Here is an 18,025-nt window from a genome sequence, read left to right on the forward strand (position 1 = left end):
TCTATCAGCACTCCAATCTCTCAAAGCGCCCACACAGTTTGTCTTCTATTTCTTAATGAACCCGCCCCGAAGGCGTGATGCGTATTCTACTCATCTGAACGAATTTGTCGAATACTTTTTGAAAAAAAACCCAAAAAAGTTAAATCAAGCTAATTGAATAAGCCAATTTGCACAAAACAAAACCCAATAGTATTATTTTGTTCATCGAAAGATCAAATAGACAATCACTCGACCTTCAATTATTTTGTTTAGATTTAATCATCCTGTACAATATAGTTCCTGATTTAAAATTAGTCAAATAAAATTACAACAAATTTTACACTAAGCTGAACTATAATCTAAAGACAATGAACTTCTATACAATATAAAGGATTATTGTGATAAGAGAGGAGCTCAGCCGATGCTTTCAAAGCATTCGTGAACAAACAGAAAAACTATGCCAGCCTCTTTTTACAGAAGACTATGTAATCCAAAGCATGTGTGATGTAAGTCCTCCTAAATGGCATTTGGCTCATACCACCTGGTTTTTTGAGAATTTTATCCTGGTTCCCAAGCTAAAAACGTATCAGTTATTTAACTCTTCTTTTCATTATTTATTTAATTCCTACTATCAAAGCCTTGGTAAACCCTACGTAAGGGCAAGGCGAGGATTGCTGTCACGACCCACTACGGAAGTTATCTATGCTTATCGAACCCATGTCAATCATGCGGTCTTAGCATTAATTGATCAATTAACCGAAGCAGAACTCGATGATATACAACTATTGATTATCTGGGGTTTACAACATGAGCAACAACACCAGGAACTTTTGCTGATGGATATTAAGCATAACTTCTCCATTGACCCTGATTTCCCTTCTTATAAACCACATACTATTAGCAATAACCAAAAGATAAACTCGGTAATGTCTAAACCTGTTATTGGAGTCAACGGCGGCATTATTGATATTGGTTATGCAGGCATGGATTTTTGTTTTGATAATGAAATACCCAGACATAAAAAAATTCTTGTCCCTTATTTAATTGCCCCCCAATTAGTAACCAACGGTGATTATCTGGAATTTATAAATGATGGGGGCTATAACGAACCAAGATGGTGGCTTGCAGACGGTTGGGAGCATGCTCTGGAGCAAGGATGGCAGGCACCCTTGTATTGGTATAATTTTGATGGTGAGTGGTATATCTTTACTCTGTCAGGATTACAAAAGTTAAATCCTGCCGAACCTGTGTCTCATGTCAGTTATTATGAAGCTGATGCCTATGCTAAATGGCGTGGCTTCCGCCTTCCCACTGAAGAAGAATGGGAACATGTTGCTATTACCCATGCTCTTTCTATAGATAAAGGAAATTTCCTTGAGTCAGGTTTGTTGCACCCCAAAATACTGACAAGCGCAAATAAAATAAAGCCTGAACAATTTTTTGGTGACGTATGGGAATGGACAGCCAGCAACTATTCTCCTTATCCTGGCTATAGAATCATAGAAGGCCCTCTCGGCGAATACAATGGGAAGTTTATGAGCAACCAGATAGTGCTTCGTGGGGGTAGTTGCGTTACGCCTATGACTCATATTCGAGTAAGCTATCGAAATTTTTTTCAACCTGAAAAGCGCTGGCAATTTAGCGGGATACGCTTGGCTGCAAATCCTTAGGGAGAAAATTCGTGGATGCAAAAATAAGGATTATCCAAAATGATTGTAAAAATCAGGTCGACCACAAACAATTCATGCAGGATGTGTTTATTGGCCTTTCTAAAAAAAACAAGCAAATTCAATCCAAATATTTTTATGATGCAGCGGGTTCAGAATTATTCAACCAAATTACCCGTCATCCCGACTACTATTTAACCCAGTGTGAATTAGAAATATTAACCGCCTATAAGCAGACTTTTTCTACCCTGTTAAGTAATACCCAACCTTTCAATCTTGTCGAGTTAGGACCTGGCGAGGGCATAAAAACACGGATTTTGCTTAATCAGTTTTTAGAAGATCAGTTAAGCTTTACTTATTACACAATTGATATTTCCAGAAGCTACCTGATTAATTTGGTCAAGCAACTGCAGCAACAATTACCGCAAATTGACATGGTCGCATTAAACTCGGACTATCTGGGTGGTCTGGAGTGGTTGGGATTAAATTCAAATCAGCGTAATTTTGTGCTTTTCCTGGGTTCAAGTATAGGGAATTTTGATTTAGCAGCGTCAAAGGAGTTTCTGCGCAATCTCAGAGCCTCTCTTCGCAAAGGTGATTACCTGCTAATCGGTTTTGACTTACTAAAAGATATTGATGTACTTATGCGAGCGTACAATGATCGGGACGGCATTACAAGACGTTTTAATTTGAACTTATTAAAACGTATAAATTATGAGTTAAATGCCAACTTCAATATTGATTCCTTTTACCATTATGGAACATATAATGCTTATAACCGAGCAATGGAAAGCTATCTCATAAGCCGCAAAGAGCAAATCGTCTCCATTAAAGCGCTAAACAAATCTTTTAATTTCAAAGCATTTGAACCGATTCATGTAGAGTCCTCCTACAAATACCTCTTTCCGCAAATAAAAAAATTGGCTGATATCAGCCAATTTAATATCATTGAAAACTACACTGATTCCAATGAATACTTTGTCAACTCTTTATGGCAGGTACCGAACTAAATCGATATGAAAATATCAACACAAAGCCCAGCCATCAAAATTTAGTTATTGTCATTATCGCCGAAATATTGCAGATAGCAGAAACCCAATTCCACCGGCAACAAGAAGAGAGGTCAGAGGATGTTGCTGTACTTTAGTAGCCACTTCATTTGAGTATCCCTTTAAATTATTTTGTGCTTCATAAACCCTGTCTCGCCCTTGCTCATAGAGTTCATTTGCCATCTTTTTACTCTCATTAAGCAATTCGATTGCAGCCTCCCCCACATGAGATTCCTGATGGCTTTCTTTGCGGGATTTAATTCGAGCAGCTGCTTGCTCTCTTGGAGTATGTTGTGTTTTGGCGTCCATTACTATCTCCTATTCCTTAAGTTACTTAGAAAAATGATATCTATCTAACTTTGTTTCTAATTATAGCAAATGGAGTGATAATTGGTTTCGGGTAGATTTAAAGCCGCTCGCCCTGATAATCAGGTAAATTTTTAAGACCCTTAAGATTATCTTAACTAACAAGGCTTTAAATATGCTCAAGGTTAATGCCAACCATTCGTTTTTTTGAAATTCTCACGAAATATATTCTTTATCCACTAGAAGAGCATATGAATGAGGAACTCCGACATCGCGCTGAGCAAACAGGGATTTAAGCAACTGGCTTGCCTGGGTGAGACTCTTTTAACAGAAATAAAGCAATAATCAAACTCGCCAGATAACAACAAGGCATCACCAACAATGCCTTGTTGTAGCTTTGTAAGCTGTATACCGGAACCTCGTTTGCCAGAGTCCAATGATTACTATAATTTAAAATTATACCAACAAGCGGCTGAAAAATTGCCCCACCTAAAAGTACAGAAAGATTATTAAATCCGGAAGCCGTACCAACCAACTCAGGTGGATTATTATCTTTTACAACTGCAAAACTGACTGTTTGTCCTCCAGCACCAAGTCCGAGGAGGAAAAGAACAGCATACATCCAACTGACTGGCACATCAGGCAGATACAATAAAATGAGTGTCGCCGTTAATCCAAAAAAAGAACTAAGAGTCAGTGCTAAACGACGTCTGTAAAAACGATCACTGATCCAGCCTAACAAAGGACTACCGACTCCAATTCCCAACCAAATCATACTGCAAAGACCAGACGCCATTAAAACAGAGATTTGGTATTTTTGCTGCAAGTAAGGGACACCCCATAGTGCTGCAAAAACAGCTATCGGTGTCCAAATAGAAAAAGCATAGGCACCCGTCAACCAGGTATAAGAACGTCTACACACACTAAGCAGACGGTACCATTCATCAATAAATTGCCGTTTTGGAGGCGTTTGGGTCGCTTGATCCGGATAGTCGCGTATTACCAGCCAAATTAATGTCGCAAGAAATAAACCAATCAAGGCCAGGATAAAACTGGCATTGCGCCACCCCACCAGCTCAATCAATGCTGCCAGAGGCATTTCACCAAACATTGCCCCAACAGAGCTCATGAGCTGAGCAATCCCTGCAAGCAGTGCGAATTGGTGCGGAGGAAACCAACGTGAAACTAAAACCAACACACCAATAAAAGAAAAGGCTGAAGCTATACCAATGAGAAAACGTCCTAAAGCCGCAGTTAACAAGCTGGATGTCGAAGCAAAAAAGAAAGAGCCAACAGCACATAAAATTAATGCACAAGTCATTAATTTACGTGGGCCATAGCGGTCAAATAATAAACCAGCCGGTAATTGCATGGGGGCGTAAGCATAAAAATAAAAAGCGGAAACAATCCCAAAACCAGCAGCACTGACATTAAAGGTTTTCATCATGGGCTCTGCCATGACACTGGGTGCAACCTGCAAGATAAATTCATACAAATAAAACGATGCAGACAACAAAAAAATTATGTATGCAGTAAACTTGCCAGGGTGCTGATAATTTGACTGATATGCGCTCAAAATAGAATATCTTGTTATTGATAATACACAACATTACACCCTAAGCTAATTTCGTTTGTCAATGCCCGCAGGGTAGATTACTCCCAATATAATTGGTCGATTTGAGCCAGTAACCTGTGTTAAATCCAAAGCGGTATTATTCAGTGTCTTTTCAGCAAACCAGGCAAACATCGATGCTTCTATAAAATCAGGATCAACACCATAGGCGCTGGTACTTTCTACCTTAACATCAGCTAATAATTCCGCTATTTTTTCAAGCAACGTCAAATTATGAGCCCCACCGCCACAAATCAGCAAGGTATTTGGACATAAACCATGCCCCTTTATAGCCTGAGCAATAGTAGTTGCTGTCAACATCAATAAAGTAGCTTGCACATCAGCAGCAGCATATTGAGGACGCAGATGACCCTCTAGCCAGCTCAGTGAAAAATATTCTTTGCCGATACTTTTGGGATATTGCCGATTGAAATAGTTGTCGGTTAATAAGGAGTCAAGTAAAGGGCCAATGAAATTGCCGGAAGCAGCCCAGGCTCCAGCTTTGTCATAACTATATCCCTGATGTTTTTGAATCCATGCATCCATCAGGCAGTTTCCTGGTCCCAAATCATAGCCACACAAATTAAACTCATCTTTGAGATAAGTCATATTTGCAATGCCACCAATATTCACTATAGCTAGTGGATGACGATGTGCTTTAAATAATGCCTGATGATAAATTGGCGCAAAGGGTGCCCCCTGCCCACCTGCAATAAGATCACGTGTTCTAAAGTCAGCGATTACCCTGACACCAGTAAGCTCAGCGATAGTATGTGCACAGCCTGATTGCACGGTATAGGGAATATCAGCAGTAGCATCATGACAAAGGGTTTGTCCATGACTACCAATCGCTTCAATCTCTTTGGCATTTACACCTGCTTTATCCATGACCTCAAGAGCAGCTTTTGCAAACTCTCTTCCCAGGATAGTGTTTAATTGACTATACGCTTTTAAGCCAGAACATGTTCCTTCCAGTACTTGCTCAAGAAACGCTCTTGCATTAACGCCATAGGGTCTGGTGAGCCCGGCAATCAATGAATTTGAGGTGAAGTCCATGAGTGCTGCATCAACACCGTCCATGCTGGTACCAGACATTAAACCTATAAATAATTTTCTACTTTTATTTAAGTTTACTTGTGTCATAATTTTTCTCCTGACATTCACCACCAGATTAACTCTTATTTAAATTAGAAGTCCTTATGCAGAATAAAGTCATTCCACAGCCAAAAACCACCCCTTTTTTATTTTTAGGTATCTTGTCGACATTTTCCCTGCTTACCTTTGATTTATATCAACCAGCACTTCCTGCAATGACAAACTATTTTAATACAAGTCATGTTTTAGGTCAGTTGACTCTAAGTTTATTTTTCTTCGTTTTCGGGTTTTCTCAATTAATTTGGGGGCCTTTAGTTGACCATTTTGGCCGCAAAAAAACCTTAAGGCTAAGTTTATTTCTTTTCCTGGCAGCTACTTTAGCTTGCATTTTTTCAATCAATATAACGATGCTAATCATTGCAAGGATGTTCCAGGGATTTACTGTTTGCTGTGCTTATATTGTTGCCTTTTCGTCAACTCGGGATCAGGAGGATAGTACCGACCGAGCCAGGGTTTTATCTCATATATCGATGATTGTTTCTGTTTCTCCTATCTTTGCTCCCCTGGTAGGCTCAGTTATTTTCACCCACTATGGTTGGCAGGCAACATTTGTTTTGATGGGATTAATTGCTGTTTTTTTACTTGTTTCAGCAGAAAAAGTATTACTTGAATCACCCCACTGGTCAAAGACTGATACGGCATTTTTATGGCAAACATCATGGGCCACTTATAAGAAAATACTAACGCATCAACGGTTATGGATTGGTACCGCCCTGGTTACTGCCTCCTACTCTTGCGTCATGATAGTAGTTATCAATGCCGCGTTTTTAGTGATAGATAACCTGGGAATTACTCCTTTCTATTTTGCCATTCTTTTTGGCAGCAATGGCCTTATGCTTATTTTGGGTAATTTTATTGGCATTAAGCTACGGGAGCATAAATCCCTAACATGGAATATTTGTGCTGGCAGTCTGTTAATGACTTTAAGTTCACTGCTAATGCTGCTTTTATTTTATATTTATGGCTTGAGTTTAATTAGTTTAGCCCCTACCCTCCTCATTAACCTGGGAGTCAGTTTAGTCAATCCACCGGCATTTTCTCTCGTGCTATCTGATTATAAACATCATGCAGGAACAGCGACCGCTTTACTTAATACAGTAAGAATGACTTGCTCTGCCATTATAGGTGGATTTATTGCTGGATTAATTACCATCCACAGCAGTATTATGGCTGTAAGCCTGCTTTTCTGCTCCCTGATTTGCTTGGCGTTCAGCTTTTTAATTTGGAGCGATTAAGATTAAAACAGCGATAGAAATTGTCAGTTGTTTGCCTGGCTACTTCTTCATAACTTACCTGACGCAAATTACTTAGAGCCTCAGCCACGTATTTGACAAGCGCTGGATGATTCTGCTTTCCGCGATAAGGAACAGGTGCCAAATAAGGAGAATCAGTCTCAATTAAAAGCCGATCGATAGGTACTTTCTTAGCCACCTCATGTAAATTCGTAGCATTTTTAAATGTTACGATCCCGGATAATGAGATATAAAAATTCATATCCAAAGCACGTTTTGCTATGTCCCAGCTTTCAGCAAAGCAATGCATGACACCGCCAATATTACCTGCTTTTTCTTCCTGCATCACCAGCAGCGTATCGTCAGCAGCTTGCCGGGTATGTATTATCAACGGCTTGGATGAGGTCAACGCAGCATGAATATGCTCACGGAAACGTTGCCGTTGTTGCTCCTGAGCCAGTGCAGTTTCCGTACGGTAGTAATCAAGACCAGTTTCCCCAATGGCAATACAGGCAGGATGCTCAGCCAATTTAATTAATAGCGCAGCATCCGGTTCTTTTATCACTTCATTATTAGGATGAAGGCCCACAGAAATACTGATATCTGAATAGTTATCAGCTAACTTACAAAGGGTCGGATAATCATCAAGCTCAACACAGACACAGAGAAAATGTTTCACTCCGTTTTCTTTCGCTCTGGCTATTACGTTTGCCAGCTGATTATCGAATTCGGTTAAGTCAATAAAATTAAGATGACAGTGGGAATCTACAAGCATATTTATTACATCGTATCGGTAACTTGGTTTGATTCTAACATGCTCCCGAGACAAGATTCTATTTTATGGCAAAGATCCTGACTATTGCTTCCTGTAAATTGTACACCTATGCCAGCAGGCCTGTTCCCTTGCGCCCCTTCAGGAGTAACCCAGGCAACAACCCCCTCTGTCTTATATGCTTCATTAATCAAATTAACGTTGAGACTAACAGGTGTTCCCGGCTCAAGATATTGATGCGATCGAATAAATAAACCACCCCCTTTTAAAAAAGGCATATAAGCGAGATAAAGGGCGTTATTATTGATGAACGAACAGTTAATCGTTTGAGCTTCCTTAACCATATACTTCCTTGAGCCATAAGAATAATAAGAATAGCAAAGCTCCCAAAGCCTTCCTGGATAAAGGACTTTGGGAGTAAGCCTTCAGTTAAACTGATGCGTCAAGCAAAAGTTTATTTACACGACTAATAAAGTCAGCAGGATTTTCCAGTTGGCCACCTTCTGCCAATACAGCTTGTTCAAACAGCATCAATACCCATTCTGCGAAGCGATTATCATCTTCAATCGCATGTAAACGCTTAATTAAGGTATGTTCTGGATTAATTTCAAAGATCGGCTTTGTACTGGGCACTTCCTGTCCGGCTGCTTGCAGAATACGTTGCATTTCCAGCCCCATATCATGTTCATCAGCAACAATACAGGCAGGAGAGTCAGTCAGCCGATTAGTGAGTTGAACTTCTTTTACTTTATCGCCCAGAACTTCTTTTATTTGTTTAAGCATAGGAGCCAGCGTTTTTTCCTGCTCTTTAATTTCTGGTGCATCAGGCAGATCTAAATCTATTTTACCCTTACTGATAGACTGTAGTTTTTTTCCGTCAAATTCACTTAAATAGCCTACTAACCATTCATCAACCCGATCACTTAGCAGCAAGACTTCAATATCTTTTTTATTGAAAATCTCTAAATGTGGGCTATGTTTGGCAGCATTATAGCTAGATGCCGTAATGTAGTAGATTTTATCCTGTCCCTCTTTCATACGAGAAACATAATCAGTTAGAGAAACAGTTTGTTTCTCTGAGTCATTTTTGGTGGTAGTAAAACGTAATAGTTTAGCGATAGTTTCCTTATTCGCATAATCTTCAACAGGTCCCTCTTTCAACACCAAACCAAATTCATTCCAAAAACGCTGATAAGCCTCCGGATCCTGACTACTCAGCTTTTCCAGCATTGATAATACACGTTTAGTGCAGGCAGATTTAATAGCCTCTACTTGTTTATTGTCTTGCAAAATCTCACGAGAAACGTTTAATGGTAAATCGCTGGCGTCAATTATTCCCTTAACAAAACGTAAATAACGAGGTAAAAACTGTACAGCATCATCCATAATAAAAACACGTTTTACATAAAGCTTTAAACCGTGCTTGGTTTCCTGCTGCCATAAATCAAAAGGAGCGTGGGCAGGTATATACAATAGACTGATGTAATCCTGCTTCCCTTCCACATGATTATGGGACCAGATCAAAGGATCCTGGAAATCATGAGAAATATGCTTATACAAGGTTTTATAATCCTCGTCGCTTACTTCTGCTTTTTGTAGTGTCCAAAGCGCCGTTGCTTTGTTGACTGTCTCAAAATCATCCGATTTTTTATCTTCTTCCTCATCTTTTTTCATTGTAATGGGCCAGCAGATATGATCGGAGTATTTGGTAATAATACTACGCAACCGCCAGCTACTTAAGAATTCATCCTGATCCTCTTTAAGGTGGAGGATAATTTCAGTGCCGCGTTCTGCTTTCTTCTCCTGGCCAATAGTGAACTCCCCCTCTCCGTTCGATTTCCAGACAATTCCCTCTTCCGGACTTAATCCTGCTCGACGGCTTTTGACAGTCACTTTGTTTGCCACAATAAATGCTGAATAAAAACCAACACCAAATTGACCAATTAATTGTGTATCTTTGGTATTTTCCCCGGTTAAATGACTGACAAACTCTTTTGTTCCAGACTTGGCAATGGTTCCAAGATTTTCAACTGCTTCATCCCAACTGAGGCCTATTCCGTTATCTTTAACAGTAATAGTTCGATGTTTTGGATTAAAATCAATTGTAATTCGCAGGTCGGAATCGTCCTCATATAAAGAAGAGTCGGACAGTGCCAGAAAACGAAGCTTATCCAATGCATCAGAAGCATTGGAAATTAATTCGCGTAAAAAGATCTCTTTATTTGAATAAAGTGAATGAACCACCAGGTGTAACATTTGCTTTACTTCAGTTTGAAACCCCATAGTCTGCTGCTTACCCACCATTTATAAACTCTCCAGTTTGCGGTTATCAATAATAAATTCTGTATATGCGGCTAAATTGATAAATTTCAAGAGGATTAATGAAATCGAACGCGCGGTCTATGCATGAAAAATATAATCTTCTTGCTGGTGCTGATTGTTTTGCCGTTTTTATCTATGATTTTTGCAATCAAATGATGGCTGCCACGCTCTATCTCGCTTAAAGTGAAGACCATAGTTTGGTCGCTTTCTGCTACAGGCTTATCATCATAAAAAAGCTGTAAAGTATCTCCTGCCTTTAGCCGTGGTTTAATTTGCACAATAACCGTTAACTGTCCCTGATTGTTACGGATAGTAGATTGATCAGCAGGTTGAATAATCGAAATCTCATATTCAGAAACCGATTCAACCTTCATAGCTAAGCCATTCTTTTCCTTAACTGCAGGAAAAGAATGGCTTTGTTCATCAGGCAAAATAAATTTCTCAGCTCCTTTATGAGGCATGTCACTAAAATGAACCGTACCTTTATTGTCAGTCCATTTGTAAATGGCAGCACCCAAAGGACTGACTAATAAGCACCAGAGAATCAGATAATATTTAAACACTGAATTTTAAAGGCTATAGTACAATTCAAACTCGAAAGGATGAACAAGACTTCTGACTTGTGCAATTTCTGCTTCGCGAAGTTCTATATAACTCTTGATAAAATCTTTAGAGAAAACATCCCCCTGGATTAAGAATTCATGATCATCCTGAAGATGATGGACTGCTTGCTCCAGAGAACTACATACCGTAGGGACATCAACCAGTTCTTCAGGTGGTAAATCATATAAATCTTTATCCATGGGTTCGCCAGGATGAATTTTTTTCTGGATGCCATCGAGTCCTGCCATCATCATTGCAGAAAATGCAAGATAAGGATTAGCCATAGGATCAGGGAAACGCACTTCAATACGGCGCCCTTTAGGATTATTTACATGCGGTATACGGATAGCTGCCGAACGGTTACGTGCGGAGTAAGCTAAAAGTACCGGCGCTTCAAAACCAGGCACTAACCGCTTGTAACTGTTTGTTGCAGGATTGGTAAACGCATTTAACGCACGGGCATGCCGGATAATACCACCAATGTAATAAAGTGCAGTCTCAGATAAACCTGCGTATTGATCACCAATAAACAGATTTACCCCGTCTTTTATTAATGATTGATGGCAATGCATCCCATTGCCATTATCACCAACCAAAGGTTTGGGCATAAATGTAGCAGTCTTGCCATAATTGTGGGCTACGTTGTGAATGACGTATTTTAAAATCTGCAGCTCATCCGCTTTTTTTGTCAAGCTATTAAAACGCGTAGCGACTTCGCATTGGTTACCGGTTGCGACTTCATGATGATGCGCTTCAACTACCATGCCTAATGCTTCTAATGTTAAACAAATTGCTGAACGGATATCTTGTGAGGAATCGACAGGAGGTACAGGAAAATATCCCCCTTTGATGCTGGGTCTATGGCCAATATTACCACCCTCAAATACTTTGCCAGAATTCCACTGGGCTTCCTCGGAATCGAGCTTGTAGAACGAGCCGCTGATATTCGTTTCCCAACGAACATCATCAAATAAAAAAAACTCAGGTTCAGGACCAAAAAGAGCCTCCTCCGCAATCCCTGTAGACTGCAAGTAAGCTTCTGCACGTTGGGCAATAGAGCGAGGATCACGATCATATCCAAGCATTGTCTGCGGATCCACAACGTTACATCGAATGACTAATGTATTATCCTGATAGAAAGGATCAGTCAATATCGTATCCAAATCCGGTACTAATGCCAAATCAGATTGATGAATTTTCTGCCAACCTTTGATTGACGAGCCATCTATCATTTTTCCATTTTCGATAAAATCATCATCGACTGCTGATACTGGAATGGTGATATGTTGCTCTTTTCCACGAGTATCTGTAAATCGCAAATCTATGAATTTAGCATCGTGTTCCTTTATTGCAGCAAATAGCAAGCTTTTACCCATCATTCTCTCCAAGATTAGCCTCAGGCAAGTCTACCTTAAGTGACTTAGTAAACCCAATAGATTAAACTGGTTTTATTATTAAATAACCTGGGTCTTGGCTGCCGCTAACTTCCTTCGTGGATAAAGCAACAACCAATCATTAAAACCTACATTTTTTAAGTAAGATAATTATGGGCGCCTATCATTACCAAGCGCTAAACAAGGCAGGAAATACCTCTAAAGGTGTTATTGAAGGTGATTCAGAGCGTCATGCACGCCAACTATTGCGTGAGCGCGGATTGATTCCTACTCACATTCGCCCGATAGTCAAGCAACAGCAGTCAGGTCGAAAAGATAAACTGTCTGCTCAGGATTTAGCACTATTAACTCGCCAATTGGCCACCTTGCTTGCCGCAGGAATACCTGTAGAGGAATCCTTACGCGGTGTTAGCGAACAGACTGAAAAAGATAAGGTCCGTGAGCTAATTATAGGGGTTCGCGCCAAAGTCGTGGAAGGCTATGCGCTTGCCCAGGCAATGGGAGAATTCCCGAATGCTTTTCCTGAATTATACAGGGCAACAGTCGGCGCTGGAGAGCAGACCGGACGCCTTGATTTAGTCTTGGAAAAGCTGGCTGATTATACTGAAAATCAGCAGGCAACCAGACAAAAAATTCAGCAAGCTCTCATCTATCCTTCTTTGATGGTAATCGTCTCCACCGCAATTATCAGCTTTTTACTTGCTTTTGTAGTACCTAAAATTATTGAAGTTTTTGCCAGTAGTGGCCAGTCTTTACCAGAAATGACGAAATTGTTGATTGCTATTAGTGATATCATTAAATCCTATGGATTGTTCATTCTTGGCAGTATTATTGCCATATTGGCTATTTTTAAAAAGAGTCTAGCCAATACAAATATACGCACTGCCTGGCATAAAGTCTTATTAAAATTACCGATCACTTCATACCTGACAAGATCAGTCAATGTGGCCCGTTATATCCACACTTTCGGCATTTTATTTGCCGCGGGGGTCAGTGTATTGGAAACGATGCGGGTATCTGCCAGTTTAATTGCCAATCTGGTCATGAGGAATGCTTTTGATGTAGCTGCAGTCCGTGTGCGCGAAGGCACTGCAATTAGCCAGGCATTAAAGGAAACCGGTTTTTTAAGCCCTATGGCAACCCACCTTATTGCCAGTGGGGAAAAAAGCGGTCAACTTGCTGCCATGATGGAGCGTGCAGCTTCCCACCTTGATAATGAAGTGAAGCGCTTAATCGACACAGCATTAACCCTTCTGGAGCCGCTGGTAATTTTATTTATGGGTGCGGTTGTCTTATTTATAGTTCTGGCAACGTTGTTACCCGTATTCTCTATGGAACAATTGGTTAGCTAAGATGGTATTTTAAAGGTCGAACATTCTTTGGAATTCAGATAATATTACGGCTAAGAGGTGGGTGTGAAACCCCTCGTTAATGATATCCCTTCTGGAGTTTTCATGAGTAAACAAAGCGGTTTTTCTTTAATTGAAATTATGGTTGTAGTTGTCATTCTTGGTATTCTTGCCTCTATTGTGGTTCCCAGGATTATCAGTCGCCCTGATGAGGCAAGGGTAGTAAAAGCCAAGCAGGATGTTCTGGCAATTCAAAATGCACTTGACCTTTACAAGCTGGATAACGGAATTTATCCGAGTACCGACCAGGGTTTGATTGCCTTAGTCGAAAAGCCAACCTCAAACCCAATTCCAAGAGATTGGAAACAGTACCTCCAATCCTTACCCAAAGATCCCTGGGGTCGTGACTATTTATACTTAAATCCCGGTGAGCATGGAGAAATTGACGTTTTCACTTTAGGAGCTGATGGTCAATCCGGTGGCACCGGCATTAATGCTGAAATTGGCAATTGGAATGCGCGCTAAAGGATTTACACTTATTGAAATTCTGGTGGTGTTAATTATCATTGGCATCACTATTGGATTTGCTCTGCTCTCCTTTGGAGATTTTGGCGCATCTCGTCGCGCAACAGTTTCTGCCGAACAGTTTTCAACTTATATAAAACTCGTACAGCAGCAGGCTATTCTTGAGATGAGTACCCTGGGTGTTCAGGTGAATCAAGACAATTATCGAACTTTTCGCCTTGAACGCGATAGTTGGCAACTAATGCCAGAGAAAGGCATATTCCATACCCGATATTTTCCTGAGAATGTGATAGTGAATTTGCAAAAAGCGGCTAATACATTTAAAACGCCGAATATCATTATCCATTCTTCTGGAGACATCACTGCGTTCAAGTTAAGTTTTGGCACCAGAAAAAAATCTGACATCATAACCATAATTGCCAGACACGATGGACAGCTTATTATGCAATCACCTAAATCATCATGAATAAACGCTCAAACTCATTCCTGGCGGGCTTTACTTTAATTGAGGTTCTTCTTGCTTTGTCGGTAATAGCCATCGCGCTGACTGCACTACTGAGGGCAACTGCACAAAATATTACTAATACCCAGCGCCTGCAGGAAAAAACAATTAGTCACTGGATTGCAATGCAAGGTGTCTCTATGATCCAGCTCGGCCTATTATCAGTAACTCCTAGCCACGAGACTACTCAAGTAACCAATATGCTTGGGCATCGCTGGTACTGGCGTGTTAAGGTAAATCAAACACCGATAAGCCATGTTCAGCAACTTACCATAACAGTTAGTAAAAATCAGGCGGGGCCTTTTGCAAGTCCCCTGACAGCTTTTCGGTATCATCATGAATAAGCATATCGGCTTTACTCTGCTTGAAATCCTGATAGCGCTTTCGGTATTTGCAATCCTTGCAACAATTACCGCCTCAACCATGTACTACGCATTTAATATTAAGGAGCGAGTCATCCAACAGGCCGATAGGCTCAATAACCTTCAGCTAGCTATGATTTTAATAGAACGCGATACAACGCAAGTAATTCCTCGACCTGTACGCGGGAATGATATGCATCTGTTCCCTGCTTTTGCAGGCCAACCTCAGTATCTCGAATTTACCCGTGACGGGATCGTAAATCCTGGTAGTGCAGAAAAAAGAAGTACTTTAAAACGAATCGCTTATATTTGCCGCGCTAATCAGCTCTTAAGAAGAAGTTGGGAAGTACTGGATACCCCTGAACGTAATCGTTATGAAGAGAAAATATTGCTTGATAATCTAACAAACTGTAAATTTTCCTATTTGAACCATAGTTTGCAGGTTTTACCCGAATGGCGAGACAATGCCCTGCAGCAAAATCAACGTGCGGAGCCTTTACCCAAAGCAGTCCAACTTAATTTTACGTTAAAAGACTGGGATAAAATAAGCTTGCTCACTATCATTCCTGAGGCGTTATATGCTGAAAAATAGCAGAAAAAAATTGATCGAAGCGCCTTCTGCAACCTTGGGCAGCGCCCTTATTTCCGCATTATTTATTATGACCCTTGTCGCCATAGCAGCCACAGCAATGAGCACCCGCCTGCAACTTGATATCTATAGAACGCGGCTTACCATAACCAGCGACAAGCTCTATCTCGCCTCCCAGGCAGTCTCTTTTTGGGCTATGAGTGAGCTAGCCGATAAAAAAAATCGTTTTACCTTAAGTAAATTAGAAGGAGAAGTACTTTCCTTTCCAGAAAAACTACAAACCTTATACCCGGAGATCAAAATCAAAGGAAGCATTTATGATCTGCAATCACGCTTTAACCTGAATAACTTAATAGATAAGAAATATCAAACTACTTTTCTGAAACTCCTCGACTTCACTAAATTGACTTCCTCCCAAAAAGAAGGATTGATTCTGGCAATCCATCATTGGATTAGTCCCTACCTGCCAGGCCGCGGTCAGGATGAACTTATGAATTATTACCTGCAACAAAAGCCTTCCTACCTCCCTGGTCAACAATTGATGCAAACGCTTTCAGAGTTTCGCTTAATTAAAGATGTTAATGCAACGCTTTATTTAAGTCTGGTTAACTTTATTACCGTTCTTCCTGAAACCACTCCTATTAACCTTAATACTGCATCAAAGCAAGTTCTGGCCGCTTTAGGTAATGGCTTAAATGATGCAGAGTTAAATGAATTAATTATGGCCCGAGGCGAGGAAGGCATTCAGGATTTAAAAGACATCAGTCCTTTATTACAAAAATTAAATATCCGTCAGGAGCAGATTACCATTGAGAGCCACTATTTTTTAAACGTTGCTACTGCCATTAGTGAAGATCTGACTTTAACAAAGTACACTATTCTTAAACGTCATAAAGATAAAAATGGTAATCTTTCGGTGACTATCATTAACGAAAGCTTAAATTCCCCCTGGTAATCCAGGCTCTGAATTTGTAACTCAACTTAAAGCTTGATAGAAAGAATAAGTTGAAGGTATGCTCATATTTATGGGTAGATTATCAATTAACCTTCATGTACAATAAATCTTGCTTTTATCATGCGATAAGGGCATTGGGATAGAATGATTTAACCAGAATAAGGAAGTTATGATGAATGTCATTGAAACACAAGCATCTTCTCAAAGCGTGAAACAAGAACAAGGGCTTCAGGACTTGGTTTATAGCCTAGTTACTCGTTTTCTTGCTGAGAATAAAAACAAACCAATTGATGGTCTCTATGACATGATTCTTTCTGAAGTTGAACCACCACTTCTACAGGCTGTTATGGAGAAGCGACGTGGAAATCAGCTGCAGGCAGCCAGAATGCTTGGAATCAGCCGCGGTACTATTAGAAAAAAATTACAACGTTACTTTGGTACAAAGTATTTTCGTCTAACGGATGAGTAATTTTTTTCCTGCTACTTATCGTTCCCTGAATGGAAAGAAATATAAACTATTCATTCAGGGAGATGCATGAATCTTGGTAAACGGTTGTATTTAAGAACCTGTATTCACAGTTAAGCAAGCGGACAAATCAAAATAGTTGAGTAAGCAACCATGAGGTTATTTTCTGCTGATTGAATACCTGTTTCATAATCCTTAGCCAATCGTCTAAAATGATTTAACCAAGCAAATGTTCGATGTAGCCCTGTGTATCTGTCACAATGGCGTTTTCGCCCTTTAACCTTTTTTCCCCTTAATTCCTCAACTCACAGCTTTATCCGTTGTTTTAGAGCTTTTTGAATCAATTAGACTATAGCTTGGATTGGCATTCCGGCCTATTTTTATCCGGCTTTTTTCAACAAGATCATGCATCATTTTTCCAAATCCCTTTTTGCTTTGCACGCATATAAATACTGTAAACTGTTTTCCATGGGGATATTCTCTAAGGGTAATCCCCAAAAAAATAATTGCTGCTAAAAGTAGAATTTTCTCGTAATCTACACACAGGAGATTCTGCATGAAAAAATCAAAATATAGCGACATATTGAAATCATTTCAGTCGAGTACATCTTCAACGTAAAATTTTTCAGAAACGATTGGGAATTCTCAGTAGAATGATTTAATGCGCCGTGCCTAATAGATGCAAAAAAATAGCTTAAGGGTTTAGTAGATGAATACAGAAAAATTATTTTCTTATGGTACGCTTCGATACGAAGCTGTACAACTTGTAAATTTTGGACGTAAATTAGAAGGGTGCAACGATCAATTACCTGGATTTAAATTATCCATGATTGAAATTACTGATTCTGACGTAATCGCTACTAGCGGTGAATCATTCCATCCTATTGTTACCTACACAGGTGATTCAACAAACTGCGTCGAAGGGATGGTATTTGATATTAGTAAGGAAGAATTAAGACGTGCTGATTCTTATGAAGTTTCAGACTATAAACGGATAAAGGTTAAGCTTTCCTCCGGAATATCTGCTTGGGTCTATGCGAATGCTGTAACCGAGATAATCGAGTGAAGCTATTCCTTATTTACATTAGCGGAACGCAAAAAATCACTCATTGAACAGCATGACATGCACTTTATTGTCGCCAAATACGGTTGACGAGACACTAGGTGCAGGCCCAACGGAACCGTA

At 39.9% G+C, this 18,025-nt stretch carries 20 protein-coding genes; 11 read left to right on the top strand and 9 right to left on the bottom strand.

The window, feature by feature from the left end; all coding sequences use genetic code 11:
• Nucleotides 1-377 precede the first annotated feature (377 nt).
• Together egtB and egtD are read left to right on the top strand one after the other, a co-directional pair.
• Entirely contained in the window at nucleotides 378-1,649 is a 1,272-nt protein-coding gene (gene egtB, locus E1O65_RS09765) for an ergothioneine biosynthesis protein EgtB (protein WP_207384240.1), read from the top strand.
• A gap of 11 nt (nucleotides 1,650-1,660) precedes the next feature.
• The gene (gene egtD, locus E1O65_RS09770) at nucleotides 1,661-2,656 is read left to right on the top strand and encodes an L-histidine N(alpha)-methyltransferase (protein WP_133133423.1); all 996 of its coding nucleotides are present in this window, start codon (nucleotides 1,661-1,663) and stop codon (nucleotides 2,654-2,656) included.
• Between the two features lie 54 nt (nucleotides 2,657-2,710).
• On the opposite strand, the gene E1O65_RS09775 is transcribed toward egtD, so the two are convergent.
• From E1O65_RS09775 to E1O65_RS09785, 3 genes are all read right to left on the bottom strand, one after another.
• Nucleotides 2,711-3,004 carry a hypothetical protein gene (locus E1O65_RS09775; RefSeq protein WP_133133424.1) on the bottom strand — a complete coding sequence of 98 codons (294 nt, stop codon included), beginning with the start codon at nucleotides 3,002-3,004 and terminating at the stop codon, nucleotides 2,711-2,713.
• 289 nt (nucleotides 3,005-3,293) lie between these two features.
• Nucleotides 3,294-4,580 carry an MFS transporter gene (locus E1O65_RS09780; RefSeq protein ID WP_242601582.1) on the bottom strand — a complete coding sequence of 429 codons (1,287 nt, stop codon included), beginning with the start codon at nucleotides 4,578-4,580 and terminating at the stop codon, nucleotides 3,294-3,296.
• A 42-nt stretch (nucleotides 4,581-4,622) separates the two neighbouring features.
• A complete protein-coding gene (locus tag E1O65_RS09785; RefSeq protein ID WP_133133426.1) occupies nucleotides 4,623-5,756 on the bottom strand; it encodes an anhydro-N-acetylmuramic acid kinase in 1,134 nt (377 codons plus the stop codon).
• Between the two features lie 56 nt (nucleotides 5,757-5,812).
• Between E1O65_RS09785 and E1O65_RS09790 the strand changes: the two genes are divergently transcribed.
• The gene (locus E1O65_RS09790; protein ID WP_133133427.1) at nucleotides 5,813-7,003 is read left to right on the top strand and encodes a multidrug effflux MFS transporter; all 1,191 of its coding nucleotides are present in this window, start codon (nucleotides 5,813-5,815) and stop codon (nucleotides 7,001-7,003) included.
• On the opposite strand, the gene E1O65_RS09795 is transcribed toward E1O65_RS09790, so the two are convergent.
• From E1O65_RS09795 to glnA, 5 genes are all read right to left on the bottom strand, one after another.
• On the bottom strand, nucleotides 6,978-7,775 hold the full coding sequence (locus E1O65_RS09795; RefSeq protein ID WP_133133428.1) for a TatD family hydrolase: 798 nt from the start codon (nucleotides 7,773-7,775) through the stop codon (nucleotides 6,978-6,980). The two genes, E1O65_RS09790 and E1O65_RS09795, sit on opposite strands and share 26 nt — an antisense overlap.
• A gap of 5 nt (nucleotides 7,776-7,780) precedes the next feature.
• Nucleotides 7,781-8,116 carry a PilZ domain-containing protein gene (locus tag E1O65_RS09800; protein WP_133133429.1) on the bottom strand — a complete coding sequence of 112 codons (336 nt, stop codon included), beginning with the start codon at nucleotides 8,114-8,116 and terminating at the stop codon, nucleotides 7,781-7,783.
• A gap of 85 nt (nucleotides 8,117-8,201) precedes the next feature.
• Nucleotides 8,202-10,076: a molecular chaperone HtpG gene (gene htpG / locus E1O65_RS09805; protein WP_133133430.1), complete on the bottom strand. Its 1,875-nt coding sequence runs from the start codon at nucleotides 10,074-10,076 to the stop codon at nucleotides 8,202-8,204.
• A gap of 74 nt (nucleotides 10,077-10,150) precedes the next feature.
• Nucleotides 10,151-10,657, bottom strand: a complete 507-nt coding sequence (locus E1O65_RS09810) for a DUF4124 domain-containing protein (RefSeq protein ID WP_133133431.1) — start codon at nucleotides 10,655-10,657, stop codon at nucleotides 10,151-10,153.
• A gap of 6 nt (nucleotides 10,658-10,663) precedes the next feature.
• Nucleotides 10,664-12,073, bottom strand: coding sequence for a glutamate--ammonia ligase (glnA, locus tag E1O65_RS09815; RefSeq protein WP_133133467.1), 1,410 nt, complete (start codon nucleotides 12,071-12,073; stop codon nucleotides 10,664-10,666).
• Between the two features lie 170 nt (nucleotides 12,074-12,243).
• On the opposite strand from glnA, the gene lspF reads away from it, so the two are divergent.
• The 7 genes from lspF to E1O65_RS09850 all read left to right on the top strand — a co-directional run bounded on the left by lspF (nucleotide 12,244) and on the right by E1O65_RS09850 (nucleotide 16,842).
• Complete coding sequence (gene lspF / locus E1O65_RS09820; RefSeq protein ID WP_133133432.1) at nucleotides 12,244-13,443, top strand: GspF family T2SS innner membrane protein variant LspF; 1,200 nt, start codon at nucleotides 12,244-12,246, stop codon at nucleotides 13,441-13,443.
• Nucleotides 13,444-13,545: 102 nt separating this feature from the next.
• A complete protein-coding gene (gene lspG / locus E1O65_RS09825) occupies nucleotides 13,546-13,965 on the top strand; it encodes a GspG family T2SS major pseudopilin variant LspG (protein WP_133133433.1) in 420 nt (139 codons plus the stop codon).
• Complete coding sequence (gene gspH, locus E1O65_RS09830) at nucleotides 13,955-14,431, top strand: type II secretion system minor pseudopilin GspH (RefSeq protein WP_133133434.1); 477 nt, start codon at nucleotides 13,955-13,957, stop codon at nucleotides 14,429-14,431. The genes lspG and gspH overlap by 11 nt, the downstream gene beginning before the upstream one ends.
• The gene (gene lspI / locus E1O65_RS09835; RefSeq protein WP_133133435.1) at nucleotides 14,428-14,811 is read left to right on the top strand and encodes a GspI family T2SS minor pseudopilin variant LspI; all 384 of its coding nucleotides are present in this window, start codon (nucleotides 14,428-14,430) and stop codon (nucleotides 14,809-14,811) included. Before gspH ends, lspI begins: the two co-directional genes overlap by 4 nt.
• Nucleotides 14,804-15,421 carry a GspJ family T2SS minor pseudopilin variant LspJ gene (gene lspJ, locus E1O65_RS09840; protein ID WP_133133436.1) on the top strand — a complete coding sequence of 206 codons (618 nt, stop codon included), beginning with the start codon at nucleotides 14,804-14,806 and terminating at the stop codon, nucleotides 15,419-15,421. The genes lspI and lspJ overlap by 8 nt, the downstream gene beginning before the upstream one ends.
• On the top strand, nucleotides 15,408-16,373 hold the full coding sequence (gspK, locus tag E1O65_RS09845; protein WP_133133437.1) for a type II secretion system minor pseudopilin GspK: 966 nt from the start codon (nucleotides 15,408-15,410) through the stop codon (nucleotides 16,371-16,373). The genes lspJ and gspK overlap by 14 nt, the downstream gene beginning before the upstream one ends.
• 172 nt (nucleotides 16,374-16,545) lie before the next feature.
• A complete protein-coding gene (locus E1O65_RS09850) occupies nucleotides 16,546-16,842 on the top strand; it encodes a helix-turn-helix domain-containing protein (protein WP_133133468.1) in 297 nt (98 codons plus the stop codon).
• A 297-nt stretch (nucleotides 16,843-17,139) separates the two neighbouring features.
• Here the strand turns inward: E1O65_RS09850 and E1O65_RS09855 are convergent, their stop codons facing one another.
• A complete protein-coding gene (locus E1O65_RS09855) occupies nucleotides 17,140-17,421 on the bottom strand; it encodes a hypothetical protein (protein ID WP_133133438.1) in 282 nt (93 codons plus the stop codon).
• Nucleotides 17,422-17,548: 127 nt separating this feature from the next.
• Here E1O65_RS09855 and E1O65_RS09860 point away from each other — a divergent pair, with 127 nt between their 5' ends.
• Complete coding sequence (locus E1O65_RS09860; RefSeq protein WP_133133439.1) at nucleotides 17,549-17,905, top strand: gamma-glutamylcyclotransferase family protein; 357 nt, start codon at nucleotides 17,549-17,551, stop codon at nucleotides 17,903-17,905.
• Nucleotides 17,906-18,025: the final 120 nt, after the last annotated feature.

Source organism: Legionella sp. W10-070 (assembly GCF_900640175.1).
GTDB lineage: Bacteria > Pseudomonadota > Gammaproteobacteria > Legionellales > Legionellaceae > Tatlockia.